Below are 20,141 nucleotides of genomic sequence, written 5' to 3'. Positions count from 1 at the left end.
GGGGCGCCAAGGAAAAACGAAAAGGGGGGTTCCGTGTCACCCCAGAAGGGGGGTTTGGTCGGGTTTTCGGGACCAAGGAAGGTGGCCCCGGGTGGGGGGGGGACACCCCCGGGCCCCGCGGGCCTCACTCCGTACGACCGATGGCCGGGGTCAGTCCGTGCCGGACTCCATCGCCGCGCGGTCGAGCGCCGACTCCTCGTCCGTCACCTCGCCGCGCGAGGCGATCGCCTGGGCGCCGCCCGCGTCCATGGCGCCGATCAGACCGGTCGAGGCCGCCTGCGCGGCGCCGATCGGCGTCGGGTGGCCGCTGCCGACCAGGCCCATGCCCGCGTACTGCTCCAGGCGCGCACGGGAGTCGGCGATGTCGAGGTTGCGCATCGTGAGCTGGCCGATGCGGTCCACCGGGCCGAACGCCGAGTCCTCGGTCCGCTCCATGGAGAGCTTGTCCGGGTGGTAGCTGAACGCCGGGCCCGTGGTGTCGAGGATCGAGTAGTCCTCGCCGCGCCGCAGCCGCAGCGTCACCTCGCCGGTGACCGCGGCGCCGACCCAGCGCTGGAGCGCCTCGCGGATCATCAGCGCCTGCGGGTCCAGCCAGCGGCCCTCGTACATCAGCCGGCCGAGCCGCCGGCCCTCGTTGTGGTACGCGGCCAGGGTGTCCTCGTTGTGGATCGCGTTGACCAGGCGCTCGTAGGCGATGTGCAGCAGGGCCATGCCGGGCGCCTCGTAGATGCCGCGGCTCTTGGCCTCGATGATGCGGTTCTCGATCTGGTCGGACATGCCGAGACCGTGGCGGCCGCCGATCGCGTTGGCCTCCATGACGAGGTCGACCGGGGAGCCGAACTCCTTGCCGTTGACCGTCACGGGGCGGCCCTGCTCGAAGCCGATCGTCACGTCCTCCGTGAGGATCTCCACGTCCGGGTCCCAGAACCGCACGCCCATGATCGGGTCGACGGTCTCGATGCCCGTGTCGAGGTGCTCCAGGGTCTTGGCCTCGTGGGTGGCGCCCCAGATGTTGGCGTCCGTGGAGTACGCCTTCTCCGTCGAGTCCCGGTAGGGCAGCTCGTGGGCGAGCAGCCACTCCGACATCTCCTTGCGGCCGCCGAGCTCCGTGACGAAGTCCGCGTCCAGCCAGGGCTTGTAGATCCGCAGGTGCGGGTTGGCGAGCAGTCCGTAGCGGTAGAACCGCTCGATGTCGTTGCCCTTGAACGTGGAGCCGTCGCCCCAGATCTGCACCCCGTCCTCCAGCATCGCCCGCACCAGGAGCGTGCCGGTGACGGCACGGCCCAGCGGCGTGGTGTTGAAGTAGGGGCGGCCGCCCGACCTGATGTGGAACGCGCCGCAGGCCAGCGCCGCAAGGCCTTCCTCGACCAGCGCGGCACGGCAGTCGACGAGCCGGGTGATCTCGGCGCCGTACGCGGAGGCACGGCCGGGCACGGAGGCGATGTCGGGTTCGTCGTACTGGCCGATGTCGGCGGTGTACGTGCACGGCACGGCGCCCTTGTCGCGCATCCAGGCGACGGCGACCGAGGTGTCGAGACCGCCGGAGAAGGCAATGCCGACGCGCTCGCCGGTGGGGAGGGAGGTGAGGACCTTGGACATAGGAAGAGTATGCATGAGGATGCATGGCCATGCAAACCCCCGCATGGTCGTCCTCCTCCCGCGCCCTCAATCGCCTCTTCCCCCAGCGCCCTCGATCGCCCTTCCACCGGCGCCCTCATCACCCCTTCCGACGGCGCCCTCATCACCGAGCTCCCGGGGCAGCTCCTTCAGCCCGGCCAGCGGCGAGAGGGCCAGGGTCAGCGGGGACAGCGCCAGGCAGCAGCCGGCGAGCAGCAGCGCGCCGCGCGTCCCGCAGGCCCCGGCCAGCAGCCCGCCGAGCAGCGAGCCCACGGGGGTCAGCCCCATGCCGAGGAAGTTGAGCGTCGCGACGACCCGGCCCTGCACATGTACGGGTGTCAGCGCCTGACGCACGGCCGTGACCGTGACGTCGACGATCTGGCTGGAAGTGCCGAAGGTGAAGTTGACGGCCATGAGCAGGGCGACCGTGGCCGTGCCGGAGCCGTGCAGCGCGGGCACGCAGAGCAGCACCCCGTCGGCGAGCAGGGCCGCGCCCACGAGGACCCTGCCGTGGCCGAGGGCTCCCGGCAGCCGGGCGGCGAGCAGCGACCCCAGGAGCGCGCCCGGCCCCGTCGCGGCGAGCACGAGGCCGATGGCGGCCCCCGACAGGTGCAGCCCGCGCGCCAGGAACAGCAGGTACACGGTCATCAGCGCGGCGAAGGAGAACTGGAAGACCGCCGACGCGATCGCCACGGCCCGCAGGGCCGCACTCCCCGCGACGAGGCGGAGCCCTTCATGGATCTGCCGCCAGATGCCGGTGGGGCGCACGCTGCCGGCACTCCGCGGCTCGCACCGCCGGATACGCCGGATGCGCCGGATCGACAGGGCGGACAGCGCGAAGCAGAACGCCCCCGTCAGTACGGCCAGGGGCGCCGAGACGAGCGAGGCGAGCGCCCCGCCGAGCGCGGGCCCGCCGATCCGCGCCGCGGACTTGCTGCCCTCCAGCGCGCTGTTGCTCCGCACCAACCGGTCGCGCGGGACGAGACGTACGAGAAACGCCTGGTACGCCACGTCGAACACCACACCCAGAACGCCGACGAAGAACGCCACCACGAGCAGCACGGGATAGCCGAGCACGCCCAGCAGATACGCGACCGGCACGGCGGCCATCGCCAGGGCGCGCCCCAGATCGGCGAGGACCATCACGCCGCGGATGTGCCACCGGTCGACCCACGCGCCGACGAACAGCGAGAAGAGGAGGATCGGCGCCTGCTCGACCGCACGCAGCAGGCCCAGCTCGGTGCTTCCGGCGTCGAGAGCCAGTACGGCGATGAGCGGAAGCACGACGAGACTGAGCTGCGCTCCGAGGTGGGAGGCGGTCTGCCCCGCCCAGAGCAGACGGAAGTCACGGTCACCGGACTCGCCGGAGCGGGCGCGGAAGAGGGACGGCACAAGGACCCCTTGGCATGCCGAGAGCGACGCCCGCCGGGGGAGCGGGGAAGCGCTCCGGTTCGGCGGCGGGCGGAGAAAGGCTCGCTGTGCCGCGTGTCAGGGGCAGCACGCGATGACGGGTCGATCGACCTACGACGTCAACGCGCGCTCGTGCGACCGGGCATGTCCACTCCTCGGGGGTCCGGCTCGGGACCGACAGATTAACCGTGGGGGCCGTGCCGTACGCAACGGTATTTACCCGAAGTGGCTGATGTGCTGCGGACTACGGACCGCTCCGTGAGTGGCGACGGCGGTCTGCCGGTGCCGTGACGCAGGTCACAGGCGGGGGTCGGAACTCGGCCGGGGCGCGGGCCGACTCCTGGATCGGCTCGGGCCCAGCCGGGCCGTGGTCCGTCTATCCAGGGGAGCGCCATGCCCGCCGAATCCACCGTCCTCACCGAAGGTGACGGGCAGCCACCGGCAGAGTCCGGGCAGGCGTCGCGGGACGCGCGGGGCGGTGGCGCGCCGAAGCGGTCCGGCCGGGAGGCGCTGCGCCCGCTCGTGCTGCGGCTGCACTTCTACGCCGGGCTGCTGATCGCGCCGTTCCTGCTCGTCGCCGCCACGACGGGTCTGCTGTACGCCTGCTCGTACCAGGCCGAGAAGATCATGTATGCCGACGAGCTGCGCGTCCCGGTGCCGTCGGGCAAGGGCGAGCTGCCCCTGACACGCCAGGTGGCCGCCGCCCGCGACGCGCACCCCGAGGGGTCGGTCAGCGCGGTCCGGCCGTCACCGGAGGAGGGGGCCACCACGCGCGTCCTGCTGTCCGGGGTGCCGGGCGTCGACGCCGACCACACGCTCGCCGTCTTCGTGGACCCGTACACGGCCGAGGTGCGCGGCGACCTCGAACAGTACGGTTCGAGCGGCGCCCTGCCGCTGCGCACCTGGATCGACGAACTCCACCGCGATCTGCACCTCGGCGAGACCGGCCGCCTCTACAGCGAACTCGCGGCGAGCTGGCTGTGGGTGATCGCGGGCGGCGGTCTCCTGCTCTGGTTCGGGCGTCGCAGGTCGCGGCGGAAGCCGCGCGCCACGACGGGCCGCCGCCGCACCCTGTCGCTGCACGGCTCCGTCGGCGTCTGGGCGGCCCTCGGCCTGATCTTCCTCTCGGCCACCGGACTGACCTGGTCGGCGTACGCGGGCCAGAGCATCGGCGACCTCCGGGAGGCCATCGGCCAGACCACGCCCGCGGTGACGTCGACCCTCACCCCCGGCGCGGAGCCGGCGGCGGAGTCCGGAGGCGAGCACTCCGGCCACGGCGCGAGCGGTGGATCAGGGGCGGCGGAGAGTGAGGGGGCGGACGTCGGGCTCGACGCCGTCCTGGGTGCCGCCCGCGGCCAGGGGCTCTCGAACCCCGTGGAGATCGTGCCGCCCGCCGACGCCTCGTCCACGTACGTGGTCAGCCAGATCCAGCGAAGCTGGCCCGAGAAGCAGGACTCGGTCGCCGTGGACCCCGCGAACGGCGAGGTCACGGACGTCCTGCGGTTCGACGACTACCCGGTGCTCGCCAAGCTGACGCGGTGGGGCATCGACGCGCACTCCGGCTCGCTGTTCGGCATCGCCAACCAGATCGCCCTGGTCGCGCTCGCACTCTGCCTGATCCTCCTGATCGTCCTGGGCTACCGCATGTGGTGGCAGCGCGGCCGCGGCTCCGCCTTCGGGCGGCCCATGGCGCGCGGGGCGTGGCAGAACGTACCGGCACACGTCCTCGTCCCGCTGCTCGCGGCCGTCGCGGTGGTCGGCTACTTCGTGCCGCTGCTCGGCATTCCGCTCGCGGCGTTCCTCGCGGTGGACATCGCGCTGGGCGAGATCGCCTACCGGCGGGGGAAACGTACGTACGCCTGAGCCCCCCGATGCGCTAGGGCGAGGCGGTCGGCGGCGGCTCGGCGGCGACACAGAATTCGTTCCCCTCGGGGTCGGCCATCACGACGTGGTGGCCGGTGAACTCGGCGAGCACGCGACCGCCCGCCGCGACGAGCCGCTCGGACTCCGCCTTGATCCTCGCCCAGAGCTCGCCCGGAGAGCCGTGCCCGGGCACGCGGACGTCGATGTGCAGGCGGTTCTTCGCGGTCTTCGGCTCGGGCACCTTGAGGATCGACAGGCGCGGGCCGCGCCCCTCGGGGTCGCAGAGCCAGGCCCCGTCGTCCAGGGACTCGCCCTCCGGCGGGCCGAAGCTCGCGAACCACTCCTCACGGGTGGCGAACGGTCTCGGCGGCGGCTCGTCGACATAGCCGAGGGCCGTCTTCCAGAAGGCGCGGAGAAGCTGTGCGTCACCGCAGTCGAGGGTCAGGTCGATCATGTTTGCCATGTATCGGACCGTACTGCGCGGCACTGACAACGGGCCCGGGCTGTACAGGCCACGGTGATTCCGCCGAAAGCAAGTGCGGTACGGGTGTGTGAGGCCCCCGGAGCGGGCACTCGACATATGGGCCCCGCCGTGTCTCCCCCGTCGCGGCGGGGCTCCTCGTGTCCGGGACGCCCCGGGCCCCCTTCCCGGCAGGTTTGAGTGACCCCAGGTCGGCTACTCGTGACCGCGCCGAAGGGAGAGGCATCGTGACCGCCACGACACCCTCGCCGAGCGCGGAGCGCAGCCGGCCGGAGCTCGTCAGATACCTGGAATGCCGCTTCGCCTGCGCGCAGGCCTGTGAGGAGTGTGCGCGGGTGTGCGCCCGGCGCCGCTTCCCCGCCGAGCCGTGTCATGTGTCCCGCCTCAACACCGCCTGCGGCGACGTCTGCGACGCGACCTTCCGTGTCCTCGCCGAGCAGGGCGCGCACGGCGACGAGGACGAGGAGCTGGTGCGCGCGCAGGTCGAGTGGTGCCGCGCCATCTGTCACCAGTGCGCGGACCTCTGCGACGGGAGCCCCGAATCGGCCCGCTGCGCGGACGCCTGCCGCCGCTCCGCCACGGCCTGCGACGACTTCCTGGCGGCCATGGGGTGAACCGGCGGGGCCCCGCTGCCCCGCGCTACTCGCCCCGTCACCGCCATTCCCAATTTCTGCAACGCGTTCTACTGTGTGCGCCGTCAGGTCCGGGAGCGAGTGAGCCAGCCAGAGCCTGGAGGGGCCGTGCACCTCGAATACACGCCTGAGCAGCAGCAGTTGCGCACCGAGCTGCGCGCGTACTTCGCCGAACTGGTGCCGGACGACGCGCACGCCCGCCACGCCGACCCCGCCGCCCAGAAGCGGTTCTACCGGGAGACCGTCCGCCGCCTGGGCTCGGACGGCTGGCTGGGGGTGGGTTGGCCCAAGGAGTACGGCGGGCGCGGGCTCACGCCCATGGAACAGTTCATCTTCTTCGACGAGGCCGCGCAGGCCGGCGTGCCGCTGCCGCTGATGGCCCTCAACACCGTGGGCCCGACGATCATGCGGTTCGGGACGGAGGAGCAGAAGAGCTACTTCCTGCCGAGAATCCTCTCCGGAGAACTCGACTTCGCCATCGGCTACAGCGAACCCGACGCCGGAACCGACCTGGCGGCACTGAAGACCAAGGCGGTCAGGGAAGGGGAGGAGTACGTCGTCAACGGGCAGAAGATCTGGACGACCAACGGTGACACCGCCGACTGGGTCTGGCTGGCCGTGCGCACCACGGCGCCCGAGGAGGGCGTCCCGCTCCACAAGGGCATCACCATGCTCCTCGTACCGACGAGCGACCCCGGCTACTCCTGCACCCTCATCAACACCCTCGCCTCGCACGACACCACGGCCAGTCACTACGAGAACATCCGCGTCCCCGTCTCCCGGCGCGTGGGCGAGGAGAACAAGGGCTGGCGCCTCATCACCAACCAGCTCAACCACGAGCGCGTCACCCTCGCCGCCCACGGCGCGACGGCCATCCGCGCCTTCCACGACGTGCAGCGCTGGGCCATGGACACCAAGCTCGCCGACGGCCGCCGCGTCATCGACCTCGGCTGGGTCCGCAGGCGCCTCGCCATGACCCACACCAGGCTCGACGCGATGAAGCTCCTCAACTGGCAGATGGTCAACGCCGTCCAGGAATCCACCCTCACCCCGCAGGACGCCTCCGCCGTCAAGGTCTACGGCTCCGAGGCGCGCCGCGACGCGTACGCCTGGCTGATGGAGGTCGTCGGCGCGGCGGGCGCCCTCAAGGAGGGCTCGGCGGGCACGGTCCTCCGCGGCGACCTCGAACGCGGCTACCGCTCCGCGGTCATCTTCACCTTCGGCGGCGGCAACAACGAGATCCAGCGCGAGATCATCTCCTGGATCGGCCTGGGGATGCCCCGCGTACGGCGGTGACCAGGGTGCCGGACACGCGTCACACGGGCAGGGTCACACTGGAGGACAGGCCCCTGGAGGTGGACACCGTGACCGACCCCGCGCACGCGCCCGACCCCGGACTCTTCGGTCCGCGATCGGTGACCTGGCAGGTGCACTCCGATCCCATGATGTGGGTCGCCGGAATCCGCGCCCTCTATCTCCAGGCCCTGCATCCCCGGGCGGTCCGCGGCGTCATGCAGAACAGCGATTTTCGCGCCGACGCCTGGGGGCGGCTGATGCGCACCGCCGGCTTCGTCGGGACGACCACGTACGGCACCACCGAGGCCGCCGAGAGCGCGGGCGCCCGGGTGCGGAAGATCCACGCGATGCTCACGGCCACCGACCCCGGGACGGGAGAGCGGTACGGCGTCGACGAGCCGGAGCTGCTGCTCTGGGTGCACTGCGCGGAGATCGACTCCTACCTGCACGTCGCACGCCGCTCCGGGATACGGATGCCGGACGCGCTGGCCGACCAGTACGTACGCGAGCACCGGCAGAGCGCCCGGCTCGTCGGGCTCGATCCGGCCGAGGTGCCCGGGTCCACCGGTGAGCTCGCCGCCTACTTCGCCGCAGTGCGGGGGCAGTTGGCCGCCGGACCCGGTGCCCGCGCCGTGGACGACTTCCTGCGGCGGCCGCCCACACCCGCCCTCCTGGTCCCGGCGCGGGCCCTGCTCTGGCGGCGCGTGGCCGATCTCGCGTACGCCTCGCTGCCCCCGTACGCCCACCGGCTGTACGGCAGGGCCGCCCCGCCGCCCGCCACGGTGACGCGCCGCCTCGTCCTCACCGGCACCGTCCTGCGCACCGTCCCCAGCCGCCTGCGCTGGCAACTTCCGCCCAAGCACATCCTGCGCGCCATGGCCAGGCTCGGACCCGGCAGCCGCCCTGCCCCGTACAAACTCCACAGACCAGACGCCATACTGGACGGGCCGGGGAGGGCGCAGCGAGGCAACGGGGGCGACGGCACGAGATGGCGGACACCAGGCTGATCCAGAGCCGCTACCGACTCCTGGATCTGATCGGGCGCGGCGGCATGGGCGAGGTGTGGCGGGCGCGCGACGAGTCGCTCGGACGCCACGTCGCGGTCAAGTGCCTCAAGCCGATGGGGCCGCAGCACGACCAGTCCTTCACCCGCGTCCTGCGCGAGCGGTTCCGCCGCGAGGCCCGCGTCGCCGCCGCGCTCCAGCACCGCGGCGTCACCGTCGTCCACGACTTCGGCGAGTACGAGGGCGTGCTGTACCTGGTGATGGAGCTCCTCGAAGGGCGCAACCTCAGCCAGATACTGGAGGACAACAAGCAGCACCCGCTGCCCGTCGCCGACGTCGTGGAGATCGCCGCCCAGGTCTCCGCCGCCCTGGCGTACACGCATGAACAGGGCATCGTGCACCGCGACCTGAAGCCCGCGAACATCATGCTGCTCACCGACGGCACGGTGAAGATCTGCGACTTCGGCATAGCCCGGCTCGGCGCCGACATCGGCTTCACCTCGCGCCTGACCGGCACGGGCATCGCGATGGGCACCCCGCACTACATGTCGCCCGAGCAGATCAGCGGCGAACCGGTCGACCAGCGCAGCGACCTGTACTCCCTGGGGTGCGTGCTCTACGAGATCGCCACCGGCGCCCCGCCGTTCGACCTGGAGGACGCCTGGGCCGTGCTCGTCGGGCACCGCGACACCGAACCCGCGCCGCCGCGCCGCCACCGCGGCGAACTGCCCGAGTTCTTCGACCACCTCGTCCTCGACCTCCTCGCCAAGGACGCGGCCGACCGGCCGCAGGACGCCCGCGACCTGGGCCGCCGCATCGCCGAGGGCCGCGCCACCCCCAGTTACGTCCCGACGGTCGTCACGCCGCACCCGCGCCGCCGGGGCGAGCAGCGGGACCCAGGCAGCTCCCACGAGCCGCGGCTGCCCTCCTGGACTCGGGGCATGACCACCGGGCTGAAGGCGGGCGGCGGCTCCACGCGCGGCACCCCGCCCGACACGGCGGCGGGCCTGACCGGCGAGTGGATACCGCGGCTCGACGCGCGCCGGGCCGCCGCGCCCCGCAGGCCGGAACGGCCCGCACCGCCGCCCGAACTGGTCGCCACCCTCGCGGGACGCCACAACGCGGGCCTCAGCCTGGGCAGGCTCGGGCGCTGGACCGAGGCGGGCGAGGTGCACCGCGCGGTCGCCGCCGAGCGTGAGCACGCCCTGGGCCCCGACCACCCCGACACGCTCGCCAGCCGGTACGAGGTGGGCTTCACGCTCAGCCGCACCGGGCGGGCCGCCGACGCGCTGCGTGAGTACACCCGTGTGGCGCAGGGGCGGGAGCGCTCCCTCGGCGCCGAGCATCCGGAGACGCTCGCCGCCCGCCAGGAGATGGCGTACGTACTCGGTCAGCTCGGACGGCACTTCGAGGCCCACCAGACGTACACCTCCGTACTCGCCGTGCGGGAGCGGGTGGCGGGGCCCGACCACCCGGACACCCTGCGCTGCCGTCACAACCTCGCCTACAACCTCAGCCGTCTCGGCCGCCTTGAGGACTCCTACCGGCTGGCCGACGAGGTGGCGGCGGCCCGTGCGCGCGTCCTGGGCGCCACGCACCCCGACACGCTCGTCACGCGGTACGAAGTCGCGTACGCACTGGGCCAGTTGGGACGCTGGCCGGAGGCGCTGCGGACCTACCGCGAGGTCGCCGACGCACGGGTGCGGGCGCTCGGCGCCGACCACCCCGACACGCTCGCCGCCCGCTACGAGGTCGGCATCAGCCTCGGCAGGCTCGGCCGCAGCGCCGAGGCGCTCGACCTGTACCGCGACCTGATCGAGGACCGTACGCGCGTCAACGGCCCCGCCGATCCCGAGACGCTCAGGGCCCGCCACGGGCTCGGCGTGAACCTCGGGCGGCTCGGCCGCTGGGAGGAGGCCCTCGCCGAGGCGCGGGACGTGTGCGCGATCCGGGAGCGGGTCCTCGGCGCGGACCACCCCGACACCCTGGTCAGCCGCCGCGAGGTCGCGGTCGGCCTCGGCTGGCTGGGGCGCTGGCCCGACGCCCTCACCGAGTACCGCGGGGTGGCCGCCGCCAGGGAGAAGGTCCTCGGCGCCGGTCACCCCGACGCCCTGGCCAGCCGCAACGACGAGGCGCACTGCCTGGAGCAGCTCGGCCGCGGCACGGAGGCCGTCGAGCTCTACCGCAGGGTGGCGGCGCTGCGGCAGCAGGCGGCCGCGGGAGGGCTCTGACACCGGCTCCCAGTGACCCGATGCGGGACCGGTGGGTCCGGGCGCGGTCGCGCGGGGTCCCCGGCGGTGGTCCTTCGTGTTAGGAAGAGCCATGTCTGATCGCGATGTGTACGACGCCGTCATCGTCGGCGGTGGCCACAACGGTCTCGTCGCCGCCGCCTACCTCGCCCGCGCCGGACGTTCCGTACTGCTTCTCGAGCGGCTCGGCGGCACCGGGGGCGCCGCCGTCTCCAGCCGGCCCTTCCCCGGGGTCGACGCGCGGCTCTCGCGCTACTCGTACCTCGTCAGCCTCCTGCCGAAGAAGGTCGTCCGGGACCTCGACCTGGACTTCCGGGTGCGCACGCGCACCGTCTCCTCCTACACCCCGGCCGAGCGCGGGGGCCGCCCCGGCGGGCTGCTCGTCGGCGGCGGCGAGGCCCGCACGCGGCGGGCCTTCACCCGGCTGACCGGCGACGGCAGGGAGTACGAGGCCTGGCGGGAGTTCTACGCGATGACAGGACGCCTCGCGGGCCGCGTCTTCCCCACGCTCACCGAACCGCTGCCGACCCGGGCGGAGCTGCGCGCCCGCGTCGACGACGACACCGCCTGGCGCACGCTGTTCGAGGAGCCCATCGGCACGGCGATCGAGGAGCGCTTCGCCGACGACCTGGTGCGCGGCGTCGTCCTCACCGACGCCCTGATCGGCACGTTCGCCGACGCGGACGATCCGTCCCTGAAGCAGAACCGCTGCTTCCTTTACCACGTCATCGGCGGCGGGACCGGCGACTGGAACGTCCCCGTCGGCGGCATGGGCGCCCTCACGGACGCCCTCGCCGACTCCGCCCGCGCCGCGGGCGCCAAGCTCCGCACGGGCTGCGAGGCGACGCGGATCGCCGCCGACGGGCGGCGCGCCGAGGTCACCTACCGGCAGGATGACGAGGGCGAGCACACGGTCGCCGCCCGGCACGTCCTGGTCAACGCCTCCCCGCAGGCCCTCGCCGCACTCCTCGGCGACGAGCCGCCCCCGCCCGCCGAAGGCGCCCAGCTCAAGGTCAACATGCTGCTCAAGCGGCTGCCGAGGCTCCGCGACACCACGGTCGACCCGAGCGAGGCCTTCGCGGGCACCTTCCACATCTCCGAGGGGTACGAGGAGCTGGCGACCGCCTACGCGCAGGCCGCGTCCGGTACGCCGCCTACCGCGCCGCCCTCCGAGATCTACTGCCACTCGCTCACCGACCCGACGATCCTCGCCCCCGACCTCGCCGAACGCGGCTACCAGACCCTCACGCTCTTCGGCCTGCACACCCCCGCCCGGCTCTTCGCCGCGGACAACGACGCGGTACGGGCCGACCTCCTGGAGTCGACGCTCGCCCAGCTCGACGCGCACCTGGAAGAGCCGATCGCCGACTGCCTCGCGCTCGACGCCGAGGGACGCCCCTGCGTCGAGGCGAAGACGCCGCTGGACCTGGAGCGCGACCTGCGGCTGCCGGGCGGCCACATCTTCCACGGCGACCTCGCCTTTCCCTACGTCCAGGAGGGCAGCGGGCGTTGGGGCGTGGAAACGCGGCACGCCAACGTCCTGCTCTGCGGGGCGGGCGCGGTGCGGGGCGGCGGTGTCAGCGGGGTGCCCGGGCACAACGCGGCGATGGCCGCGCTGGGGGAGTGACACCGCCGTGGCCGGGCCGTCCGAGCGGCCCGCTTGAGTATCCCGTAGGGGGAGACGTGAGAGTAGGCGCATGAACGGCGACACCGTCCCGCACCCTGACCCCCTTTATTCGATCGGCGAGCTCGCCCGCCGCACCGGACTCACCGTCAAGACCATCCGGTTCTGGTCCGACTCCGGGATCGTCCCGCCGAGCGAGCGCACCCCGGCGGGCTACCGGCGTTACGGCACCGACGCCGTGGCCCGCCTCGACCTGGTGCGGACCCTGCGCGAGATCGGACTCGACCTGCCCACCATCCGCAAGGTCGTGGAGCGGGAGATACCGCTCGCCGATGTGGCGGCGGCGCACGCCGACGCGCTGGACGTGCAGATCCACGCCCTGCGCCTGCGGAGGGCCGTCCTGACCGCGGTGGCCAAGCGCGGCGCGAGCCCCGAGGAGCTGGCCCTCATGCACCGCCTCGCGAAACTGTCCGAGGCCGAACGGAGCCGCCTCATCGACGACTTCCTCGGCACGGTCTTCGAAGGCCTCGACACCCACCCCGCGTTCGGCGCGGTCATCCGCTCCATGACCCCGGAGCTCCCGGACGACCCCACGGTGGAGCAGGTCGAGGCGTGGGTGGAGCTGGCAGAGCTGTTCCAGGACCCCGGCTTCCGCGCGAGCATGCAGGGCATGGCGCGGGACCTGGCCGCCGACCGGGCACAGGACGATGCCACGGGCCTGCCGCGCATCCTCGCCGATGCCGTCCGCCACCTGGCCGAACCGGCCCACGCCGACGGCACCGCCCCGCGCTCCCCGGAGGCCGCCCGCATCGTCAGGGCGCTCACGGCGCACTACGCCCGCATCACAGGACACCCCGACGACGACGCCCTCCGCCACCGGCTCGCCGCCCGCCTCCAGACCATGAACGACCCCCGCAGAGACCACTACCTGCACCTCCTTGCAGTAGTGAACGCCTGGCCACCCCCAACCATCCTGACCCCGACCCTCAACTGGACGATCGAGGCCCTGACCACCCCGGACACCACGACGTGACCGCCGTCGGCACAAGAAACTGACGCAGCATCAGAAAACCCCTTCCCCCGTGACGGACCCTGCGGCATCCTGCGCCCATGCAGACGGAGCTGAGCAGGAAGCTGGGAGTCGAGTACGCCGTCTTCGGGTTCACGCCGTTTCCGGCGGTGGCCGCTGCCATCAGCAGGGCGGGTGGGTTCGGGGTGCTGGGGGCGGTTCGGTATACGGCGCCCGACGAGCTGGCCAGGGATCTCGACTGGATGCAGGAGCACGTCGACGGCAGGCCGTACGGGCTCGACGTCGTCATGCCCGCCAAGAAGGTCGAGGGCGTGAGCGAGGCCGACGTGGAGGCGATGATCCCCGAAGGGCACCGGCGGTTCGTCAGGGACACCCTCGCCAAGCACGGCGTGCCCGAGCTCGCCGAGGGTGACGTGTCAGGGTGGCGCATCACGGGGTGGATGGAGCAGGTCGCCCGCAGCCAGCTCGACGTGGCCTTCGGCTATCCGATCAGACTGCTCGCCAACGCGCTCGGCTCACCGCCGGCCGACGTGGTCCGGCGCGCCCACGACCAGGGCGTTCTCGTCGCCGCCCTCGCGGGCAGCGCCCGGCACGCCCGCAAGCACGCCGAGGCGGGCATCGACGTCGTGGTGGCCCAGGGGTATGAGGCGGGCGGCCACACCGGCGAGATCGCTTCCATGGTGCTCACCCCCGAGGCCGTCGAGGCGGTCGCGCCACTGCCCGTACTGGCCGCCGGGGGCATCGGCAGCGGGGAGCAGATCGCCGCCGCGCTCGCGCTCGGCGCGCAGGGCGTCTGGCTCGGCTCCCTGTGGCTCACCACCACCGAGGCCGACATGCACTCACCCGCCCTCACCCGGAAGCTGCTCGCCGCGGGGTCCGGCGACACCGTCCGCTCCCGCGCCCTGACCGGTAAGCCCGCCCGCCAGTTGCGCACGGAGTGGACCGAGGCGTGGGACGACCCGCAGGGCCCCGGCACCCTGCCCATGCCGCTCCAGGGGCTGCTCGTCGCCGATGCCGTATCGCGCATCCAGAAGTACGAGGTGCAGGAGCTGCTCGGCACGCCCGTGGGGCAGATCGTCGGCCGGATGAACAGCGAACGGGCCGTCCAGGAGGTCTTCGACGACCTGACGCGCGGCTTCGAGCGGGCCGTGGACCGCGTCAACCGCATCGCGGGAAGGGGAAGCCAGCCGTGAGCACACCCCCGGGCACCAGCCCCGGCACACCACCCAACGGATTCTGGGCGCAGGCCACGGCCGACCCCGGGCGCACCGTCCTCGTCGCCCCCGGCGGCGAGCAGTGGACGGCGGGGCAACTGCACGCCACGGTCAACCAGTTGGTCCACGGCCTTCGGGCGGCGGGCCTGAAGCGCGGCGACGCCTTCGCCGTGGTCCTGCCCAACGGCGTCGAGTTCCTCACCGCCCACCTTGCCGCCTCCCAGGCCGGGTTCTACCTCGTCCCCGTCAACCACCACCTGGTCGGCCCGGAGATCGCCTGGATCGTCGCCGACTCCGGCGCCAAGGTGCTCATCGCACACGAGCGGTTCGCCGACGCGGCCGTCGCGGCGGCCGACGAGGCGGCGCTCCCGGCCACCCACCGCTACGCCGTCGGCGACGTGCCCGGCTTCCGCCCCTACCGCCAACTGCTCGACGGCCAGCCGGAAACGGCGCCCGCCGACCGCACGCTCGGCTGGGTCATGAACTACACCTCCGGCACCACCGGCCGCCCCCGCGGCATCCGCCGCCCGCTGCCCGGCAAGCTCCCCGAGGAGTCCTACCTCGGCGGCTTCCTCGGCATCTTCGGCATCAAGCCCTTCGACGGCAACGTCCACCTGGTCTGCTCGCCGCTCTACCACACCGCCGTGCTCCAGTTCGCGGGCGCGGCCCTGCACATCGGTCACCCGCTGGTCCTGATGGACCGGTGGACGCCCGAGGAGATGCTCCGCCTCATCGACACGCACCGCTGCACGCACACCCACATGGTGCCGACCCAGTTCCACCGCCTGCTCGCCCTGCCGGACACGACGAAGGCGGCGTACGACGTGTCGTCGATGCGGCACGCCATCCACGGCGCCGCGCCCTGCCCCGACCACGTGAAACGGGCGATGATCGAGTGGTGGGGCGAGTGCGTCGAGGAGTACTACGCGGCCAGCGAGGGCGGCGGCGCCTTCGCCACCGCCCAGGACTGGCTGAAGAGGCCGGGGACGGTCGGAAAGGCCTGGCCCATCAGCGAACTGGCCGTCTTCGACGACGAAGGGAACCGCCTACCGCCGGGTGAACTCGGCACCGTCTACATGAAGATGACCACCGGCGGATTCTCGTACCACAAGGACCGGACGAAGACGGAGAAGAACCGCATCGGCGACTTCTTCACCGTCGGCGACCTGGGCCTCCTCGACGAGGACGGCTACCTCTTCCTGCGCGACCGCAAGATCGACATGATCATCTCGGGCGGCGTCAACATCTACCCCGCCGAGATCGAGTCGGCGCTGCTCACCCACCCCGCCGTCGCGGACGCCGCCGCCTTCGGCATCCCGCACGACGACTGGGGCGAGGAGGTCAAGGCCGTCGTCGAGGTCGCCGAGGGCAGGACGGCGGGCGACGCGCTCGCCGCCGAGATCCTCGCCCACTGCGAGCGGCGGCTGGCCGGCTACAAGCGGCCCAAGAGCGTCGACTTCATCGAGACCATGCCGCGCGACCCGAACGGCAAGCTGTACAAGCGACGGCTGCGCGAACCGTACTGGGAAGGCCGCGAGCGCGCGATGTGAGGTGTGTGGGGGGCGGGCCACAGCGTGGGCCGCCCCCCGCCGCACTCAGCGGCGCTCGCGCACCTTCACCACCTTCAGCGCGGGATCGCCGAGGATGTCCTTCTCGCAGAAGCGGGACGTCACCCAGCGCTCCTTGGCGTACAGCCGCGTCTGGTCGCTGTAGTGCGGCGAGGCGGGATTCGACGACTGCGAGTAGGTCAGGAGCGTACGGGCCTTCGGGCAGCGTCCGTCGTCCCAGCCGACCGCCTGGACATGACTGGAGCCGTGCGCGACCTCGGTGTAGCCGGCCTTGGCGTCCCATACCGCCTCGACCTTGTTCCAGACGCCGAGCGACTCCGTGCCGCCGTGGACGGGGACGCGGTGCTTGCCGCGTACGACGTACTGGTGCTCGCCCAGCGGTGCGTCCAGGGCGATGCCCGAGGTGTTCAGCTCGCGCACGGCGTCCGCGAGCGCGGTGGCGAAGCCCGGCGCCGAGGTGTTCAGCGTGTTCGGGGTGCGCACCGGGTCGGCCGCCGAGAACGGCACCTTCCACAGCCGGTCGTTCGGCACGGCCGCCGTCAGCTTGCGCCAGAAGCGGTCGAAGAGCAGGGCGCCACGGCTGCCGGTGTCCATCCGGTGGTCCCAGCGCGCGAGGACCCGGCATGCCTTGCCCACGTCGACGCTTCGGCCGTCGCCGCCGGTCGCGGTGCCGCCCGGCAGCGCCGCACAGGCCTTCGCCGCGTCACCGGCGGCGAGATCCGCAGCGGGGACACGGTTGGCGAACTGCTGCCGCTGGAGGTCCCGTACCGTCAGATCGCCCTTCTCCGCCATCGCCGCCACGTCCTCGATGCCGCCACGGGTGCGCAGCGAACGCTGGGTGCCGATGGTGCCGAAGATCCGCTCGTAGCCGGTGACCGGCTTGTCGGCGTTGCTCAGCCAGGCGCTGTCGTTGGAGTTCACCGCGTACGAGGCGTCCTTGAGGGTCGGGGCCTTGCCGGGGCCGAAGATGCCGGGCTGCACGGCGTCCTTGTCGGAACCGAGCGCGCAGTCACCGCGCGAGCCGTCGAGCACGGCGACGCCCGCGGCCGGGTACGTCACCTTGCCGAGGGCCGTGCCGCAGCGCCGCGCCAGGTCGTCGGTGATCCGGGGCAGCACCTGCGACTGGCTGAGCAGCGAGTGGCCGCGGCGGTCGGCGGCGACGGTGTTCACCCACGGCAGTCCCTGCGTCTCGCGCAGGGACGCGAGGACGCCCGCCGTGGAGCGGGCCTTGGCGAAGCCGAGGCCGGTGTCCGTGCCACGCAGGTTGACCGCGTTCGGGTCGTTGAGCGCGTACGCCGTCGTCGAGGTCCAGGGCAGCGGGAGCTGGGCGCCGAGCCCGGTGACCACCGGGCCGTACCGGGTCCACCACTGGGTGCGGGTGACGGGCGCGCCGCCCTTCACGTCGACCGTGACCGTCCGCTTCCGCATCCTGTGCCGCTCGCCGTCCACCACATAGACGGTCGGGTCGGCCGGGTCCAGCGTGAGCTGGTGCACGTTGAAGGGGACGCCGGTGGCGACGGTGTGGCTCCACGCCACGTCGGCGTTGAAGCCGATGTTGACGTGGCCGGTGCCGAGCAGCGAACCGCCGGAGACGTTGAACTCGCCGGGGATCGTCTGCTGCGACTGCCAGAACCGGCGCCCGCCCTGCCAGGGGTAGTGCGGGTTGCCGAGCAGCAGCCCCTTGCCGTTCGCGGTGGTCCGGCCGTTGAAGGCGACGGCGTTGGAACCCATGTCGGCGTCCTGCGGGGCCAGCAGCTCGCGGGCGGCCTCTGCGGTCCGCCGCGGATCGGGTGCCGCGGGCTCCGGCGAACCCGCGGCCGGCGGCTCGGCGCCCGTGATGCCGTCGACGGCACGGCCCTGGCCGCCGAGCACCTGCACGGCGAAGCCGTGCCGCGCCACGTCCAGCGTGGTGATCGGCTTGACCCAGGCGGCCTTCGCGCAGGCCGGGTCGGTGACGCGGTTCTGCTTCAGCCAGGCGTTGTAGCCCGCCGCGAAGCCGCGCATCAGCTCCTTGGAGTCACGGCTCGCCCCCGCGGGCGCGGGCTGCTTCAACAGCTTCTCCACCGTGCCGCTCTTCCGCACGCCACGGAAGAACAGATCACTGCGCAGGTTCGTGGACGCGGAGGACAGCGCGGAGCCGGGCGCGGTCTCGGGCCCGAAGTGACGCGAGCGCTCGCCGCGCACGGTCACATAGCCGTCGGCGAGCGTGCACACCTGGTCGGCGGCCTGCGCCCAGCCGGTACCGAAGCCGAGGTCGGCGTAGTCACGGGCGACTATGTGCGGTATGCCGTACTGCGTGTAGCGGATGGTGGCGTGCAGCCCGCCGTCGGAGGGACGCGCGTCGCCTGCCGCGGCTCCGGCGCCGGCCGGCAGCAGGGCCACGGCGGTCAGCAGCGTGACCCCGACGGCGGACAGACGTCTCCCACGGGTGCGCTTGGTACTTGCCGTGCTTGCCGTACTTGCCGTACTTGCCGTGCCAGCGGTGCCTGTGGTGCTTGCGGCGTGCGTGGCGCGTGTGGTTCGGCTGGTGCTCATGGTGCCTCCCGACATCGTTGAGGGAAGGAGCGGTTGAGCGTACCAAGCGGTATGTCATCTGCGTCCTCCCTTGACCGGGGTGGCGCACGGCACCCAGGATCACGCCATGACGGGTGCACGCGACAACACGGTCGACGGAGTCCTCAGCCGCAGCGCGCGCCGCACGCCGCGGAGCCCGGCGCTCCACTACGGCGAGCGGTCCTGGACGTACGGGGAACTGGACACGGCCGTCTCGCGCGCGGCCCACGTGCTGCGCGAGCAGGGCCTGTTCCGGGGCGACAGGGTCGCCGCCTACGCCCACAACTCCGACGCCTATCTGATCGGCTTCCTCGCCTGCGCGCGGGCGGGCCTGATCCATGTGCCGGTCAACCAGAACCTGGCCGGCGACGACCTCGCGTACATCGTCGGGCAGTCCGGCAGCTCGCTGGTCCTCGCGGACCCGGACCTGGCGGCGCGGCTGCCTGCCGGGACGCGGACCCTGGCCCTGCGCGACACGGACGACTCCCTGCTCGCACGGCTTGCCGCGTCACCCGCGTACGAGGGGGAGGGCATCGGCGGCGACGACCTGGCGCAGCTCCTCTACACCTCGGGGACCACGGCTTCGCCGAAGGGCGCCATGCTCACGCACGGGGCACTGGTCCACGAGTACGCCAGCGCCATCGCGGCCCTGGACCTGAGGGCGACCGACAGGCCGGTGCACTCACTCCCGCTCTACCACTCGGCGCAGATGCACGTCTTCCTGCTGCCCTACCTCGCGGTCGGCGCCGAGAACACCGTCCTGGACGGACCCGACGCCGGGCGGATCTTCGACCTCGTCGAGGCGGGCCGCGCCGACAGCCTCTTCGCGCCGCCCACCGTGTGGATCGGCCTCTCCCGCCACCCGGACTTCGCCACGCGTGACCTCGGCGCCCTCCGCAAGGCCTACTACGGGGCGTCGATCATGCCCGTGCCGGTCCTGGAACGGCTGCGGGAACGGCTGCCGGGGCTCGCCTTCTACAACTGCTTCGGGCAGAGCGAGATCGGCCCGCTCGCCACCGTCCTCGGCCCCGACGAGCACGAGGGGCGCATGGCCTCCTGCGGTCGCCCCGTCCTGTTCGTCGAGGCACGCGTCGTCGACGAGGACGGCCGGGAGGTTCCGGACGGCACCCAGGGCGAAGTCGTCTACCGCTCACCGCAGTTGTGCGAGGGCTACTGGGAGAAGCCGGAGGAGACCGCGGAGGCCTTCCGCGACGGCTGGTTCCACTCCGGCGACCTCGCCGTACGCGACGCCGACGGCTACTTCACCGTCGTCGACCGGGTCAAGGACGTCATCAACTCCGGGGGAGTCCTCGTCGCATCCCGCCAGGTCGAGGAGGCGCTGTACGACCACGCGGGCGTCGCCGAGGCCGCGGTCATCGGCCTGCCGGACGAGCGCTGGATCGAGGCGGTCACGGCGGTCGTCGTACGCGCGGACAAGGAGCTCACGGAAGGGGAACTCATCGCCCACGCGCGCGACAGGCTCGCCCACTTCAAGGCGCCCAAGCGGGTCCTCTTCGTGGACGAGCTGCCGCGCAACGCGAGCGGGAAGATCCTCAAGCGGGAACTGCGGGACCGTTTCGGCCCCGCAGACGACGCCTGA

The 20,141-nt window shown here is 72.5% G+C and carries 14 protein-coding genes; 10 read left to right on the top strand and 4 right to left on the bottom strand.

From position 1 onward, the window contains the following. Positions 1–150 precede the first annotated feature (150 nt). The gene (gene argG, locus ACZ6JY_RS25155) at positions 151–1,599 is read right to left on the bottom strand and encodes an argininosuccinate synthase (RefSeq protein WP_469199058.1); all 1,449 of its coding nucleotides are present in this window, start codon (positions 1,597–1,599) and stop codon (positions 151–153) included. 66 nt (positions 1,600–1,665) lie between these two features. Beyond that, the gene (locus ACZ6JY_RS25150) at positions 1,666–3,009 is read right to left on the bottom strand and encodes an MFS transporter (protein ID WP_469199056.1); all 1,344 of its coding nucleotides are present in this window, start codon (positions 3,007–3,009) and stop codon (positions 1,666–1,668) included. Between the two features lie 411 nt (positions 3,010–3,420). On the opposite strand from ACZ6JY_RS25150, the gene ACZ6JY_RS25145 reads away from it, so the two are divergent. Further along, positions 3,421–4,890: a PepSY-associated TM helix domain-containing protein gene (locus ACZ6JY_RS25145; protein ID WP_469199054.1), complete on the top strand. Its 1,470-nt coding sequence runs from the start codon at positions 3,421–3,423 to the stop codon at positions 4,888–4,890. A 13-nt stretch (positions 4,891–4,903) separates the two neighbouring features. On the opposite strand, the gene ACZ6JY_RS25140 is transcribed toward ACZ6JY_RS25145, so the two are convergent. After that, positions 4,904–5,353, bottom strand: coding sequence for a VOC family protein (locus ACZ6JY_RS25140; protein ID WP_469199052.1), 450 nt, complete (start codon positions 5,351–5,353; stop codon positions 4,904–4,906). A gap of 245 nt (positions 5,354–5,598) precedes the next feature. Here ACZ6JY_RS25140 and ACZ6JY_RS25135 point away from each other — a divergent pair, with 245 nt between their 5' ends. The 8 genes from ACZ6JY_RS25135 (at position 5,599) to ACZ6JY_RS25100 (ending at position 15,970) form a co-directional block, all read left to right on the top strand. Continuing rightward, a complete protein-coding gene (locus ACZ6JY_RS25135) occupies positions 5,599–5,985 on the top strand; it encodes a four-helix bundle copper-binding protein (RefSeq protein WP_469199050.1) in 387 nt (128 codons plus the stop codon). A gap of 126 nt (positions 5,986–6,111) precedes the next feature. Continuing rightward, positions 6,112–7,299 carry an acyl-CoA dehydrogenase family protein gene (locus ACZ6JY_RS25130; protein ID WP_469199048.1) on the top strand — a complete coding sequence of 396 codons (1,188 nt, stop codon included), beginning with the start codon at positions 6,112–6,114 and terminating at the stop codon, positions 7,297–7,299. Positions 7,300–7,367: 68 nt separating this feature from the next. Next, positions 7,368–8,306, top strand: a complete 939-nt coding sequence (locus ACZ6JY_RS25125) for an oxygenase MpaB family protein (RefSeq protein WP_469199046.1) — start codon at positions 7,368–7,370, stop codon at positions 8,304–8,306. Continuing rightward, positions 8,288–10,534, top strand: a complete 2,247-nt coding sequence (locus tag ACZ6JY_RS25120) for a serine/threonine-protein kinase (protein ID WP_469199044.1) — start codon at positions 8,288–8,290, stop codon at positions 10,532–10,534. Before ACZ6JY_RS25125 ends, ACZ6JY_RS25120 begins: the two co-directional genes overlap by 19 nt. Before the next feature lie 91 nt (positions 10,535–10,625). Continuing rightward, entirely contained in the window at positions 10,626–12,179 is a 1,554-nt protein-coding gene (locus tag ACZ6JY_RS25115) for a phytoene desaturase family protein (protein ID WP_469199042.1), read from the top strand. A 70-nt stretch (positions 12,180–12,249) separates the two neighbouring features. Then, the gene (locus ACZ6JY_RS25110; protein WP_469199040.1) at positions 12,250–13,209 is read left to right on the top strand and encodes a MerR family transcriptional regulator; all 960 of its coding nucleotides are present in this window, start codon (positions 12,250–12,252) and stop codon (positions 13,207–13,209) included. Positions 13,210–13,286: 77 nt separating this feature from the next. After that, positions 13,287–14,399 carry an NAD(P)H-dependent flavin oxidoreductase gene (locus ACZ6JY_RS25105; RefSeq protein WP_469199038.1) on the top strand — a complete coding sequence of 371 codons (1,113 nt, stop codon included), beginning with the start codon at positions 13,287–13,289 and terminating at the stop codon, positions 14,397–14,399. Then, positions 14,396–15,970, top strand: a complete 1,575-nt coding sequence (locus tag ACZ6JY_RS25100) for an acyl-CoA synthetase (protein ID WP_469199035.1) — start codon at positions 14,396–14,398, stop codon at positions 15,968–15,970. Before ACZ6JY_RS25105 ends, ACZ6JY_RS25100 begins: the two co-directional genes overlap by 4 nt. Before the next feature lie 45 nt (positions 15,971–16,015). On the opposite strand, the gene ACZ6JY_RS25095 is transcribed toward ACZ6JY_RS25100, so the two are convergent. Beyond that, the gene (locus ACZ6JY_RS25095; protein WP_469199033.1) at positions 16,016–18,370 is read right to left on the bottom strand and encodes a penicillin acylase family protein; all 2,355 of its coding nucleotides are present in this window, start codon (positions 18,368–18,370) and stop codon (positions 16,016–16,018) included. Positions 18,371–18,629: 259 nt separating this feature from the next. Between ACZ6JY_RS25095 and ACZ6JY_RS25090 the strand changes: the two genes are divergently transcribed. Next, entirely contained in the window at positions 18,630–20,141 is a 1,512-nt protein-coding gene (locus ACZ6JY_RS25090) for an acyl-CoA synthetase (protein ID WP_469199031.1), read from the top strand.

The organism is Streptomyces sp. NPDC046335 (assembly GCF_055587985.1).
This window is presented reverse-complemented; position numbering and strand designations above follow the sequence as displayed.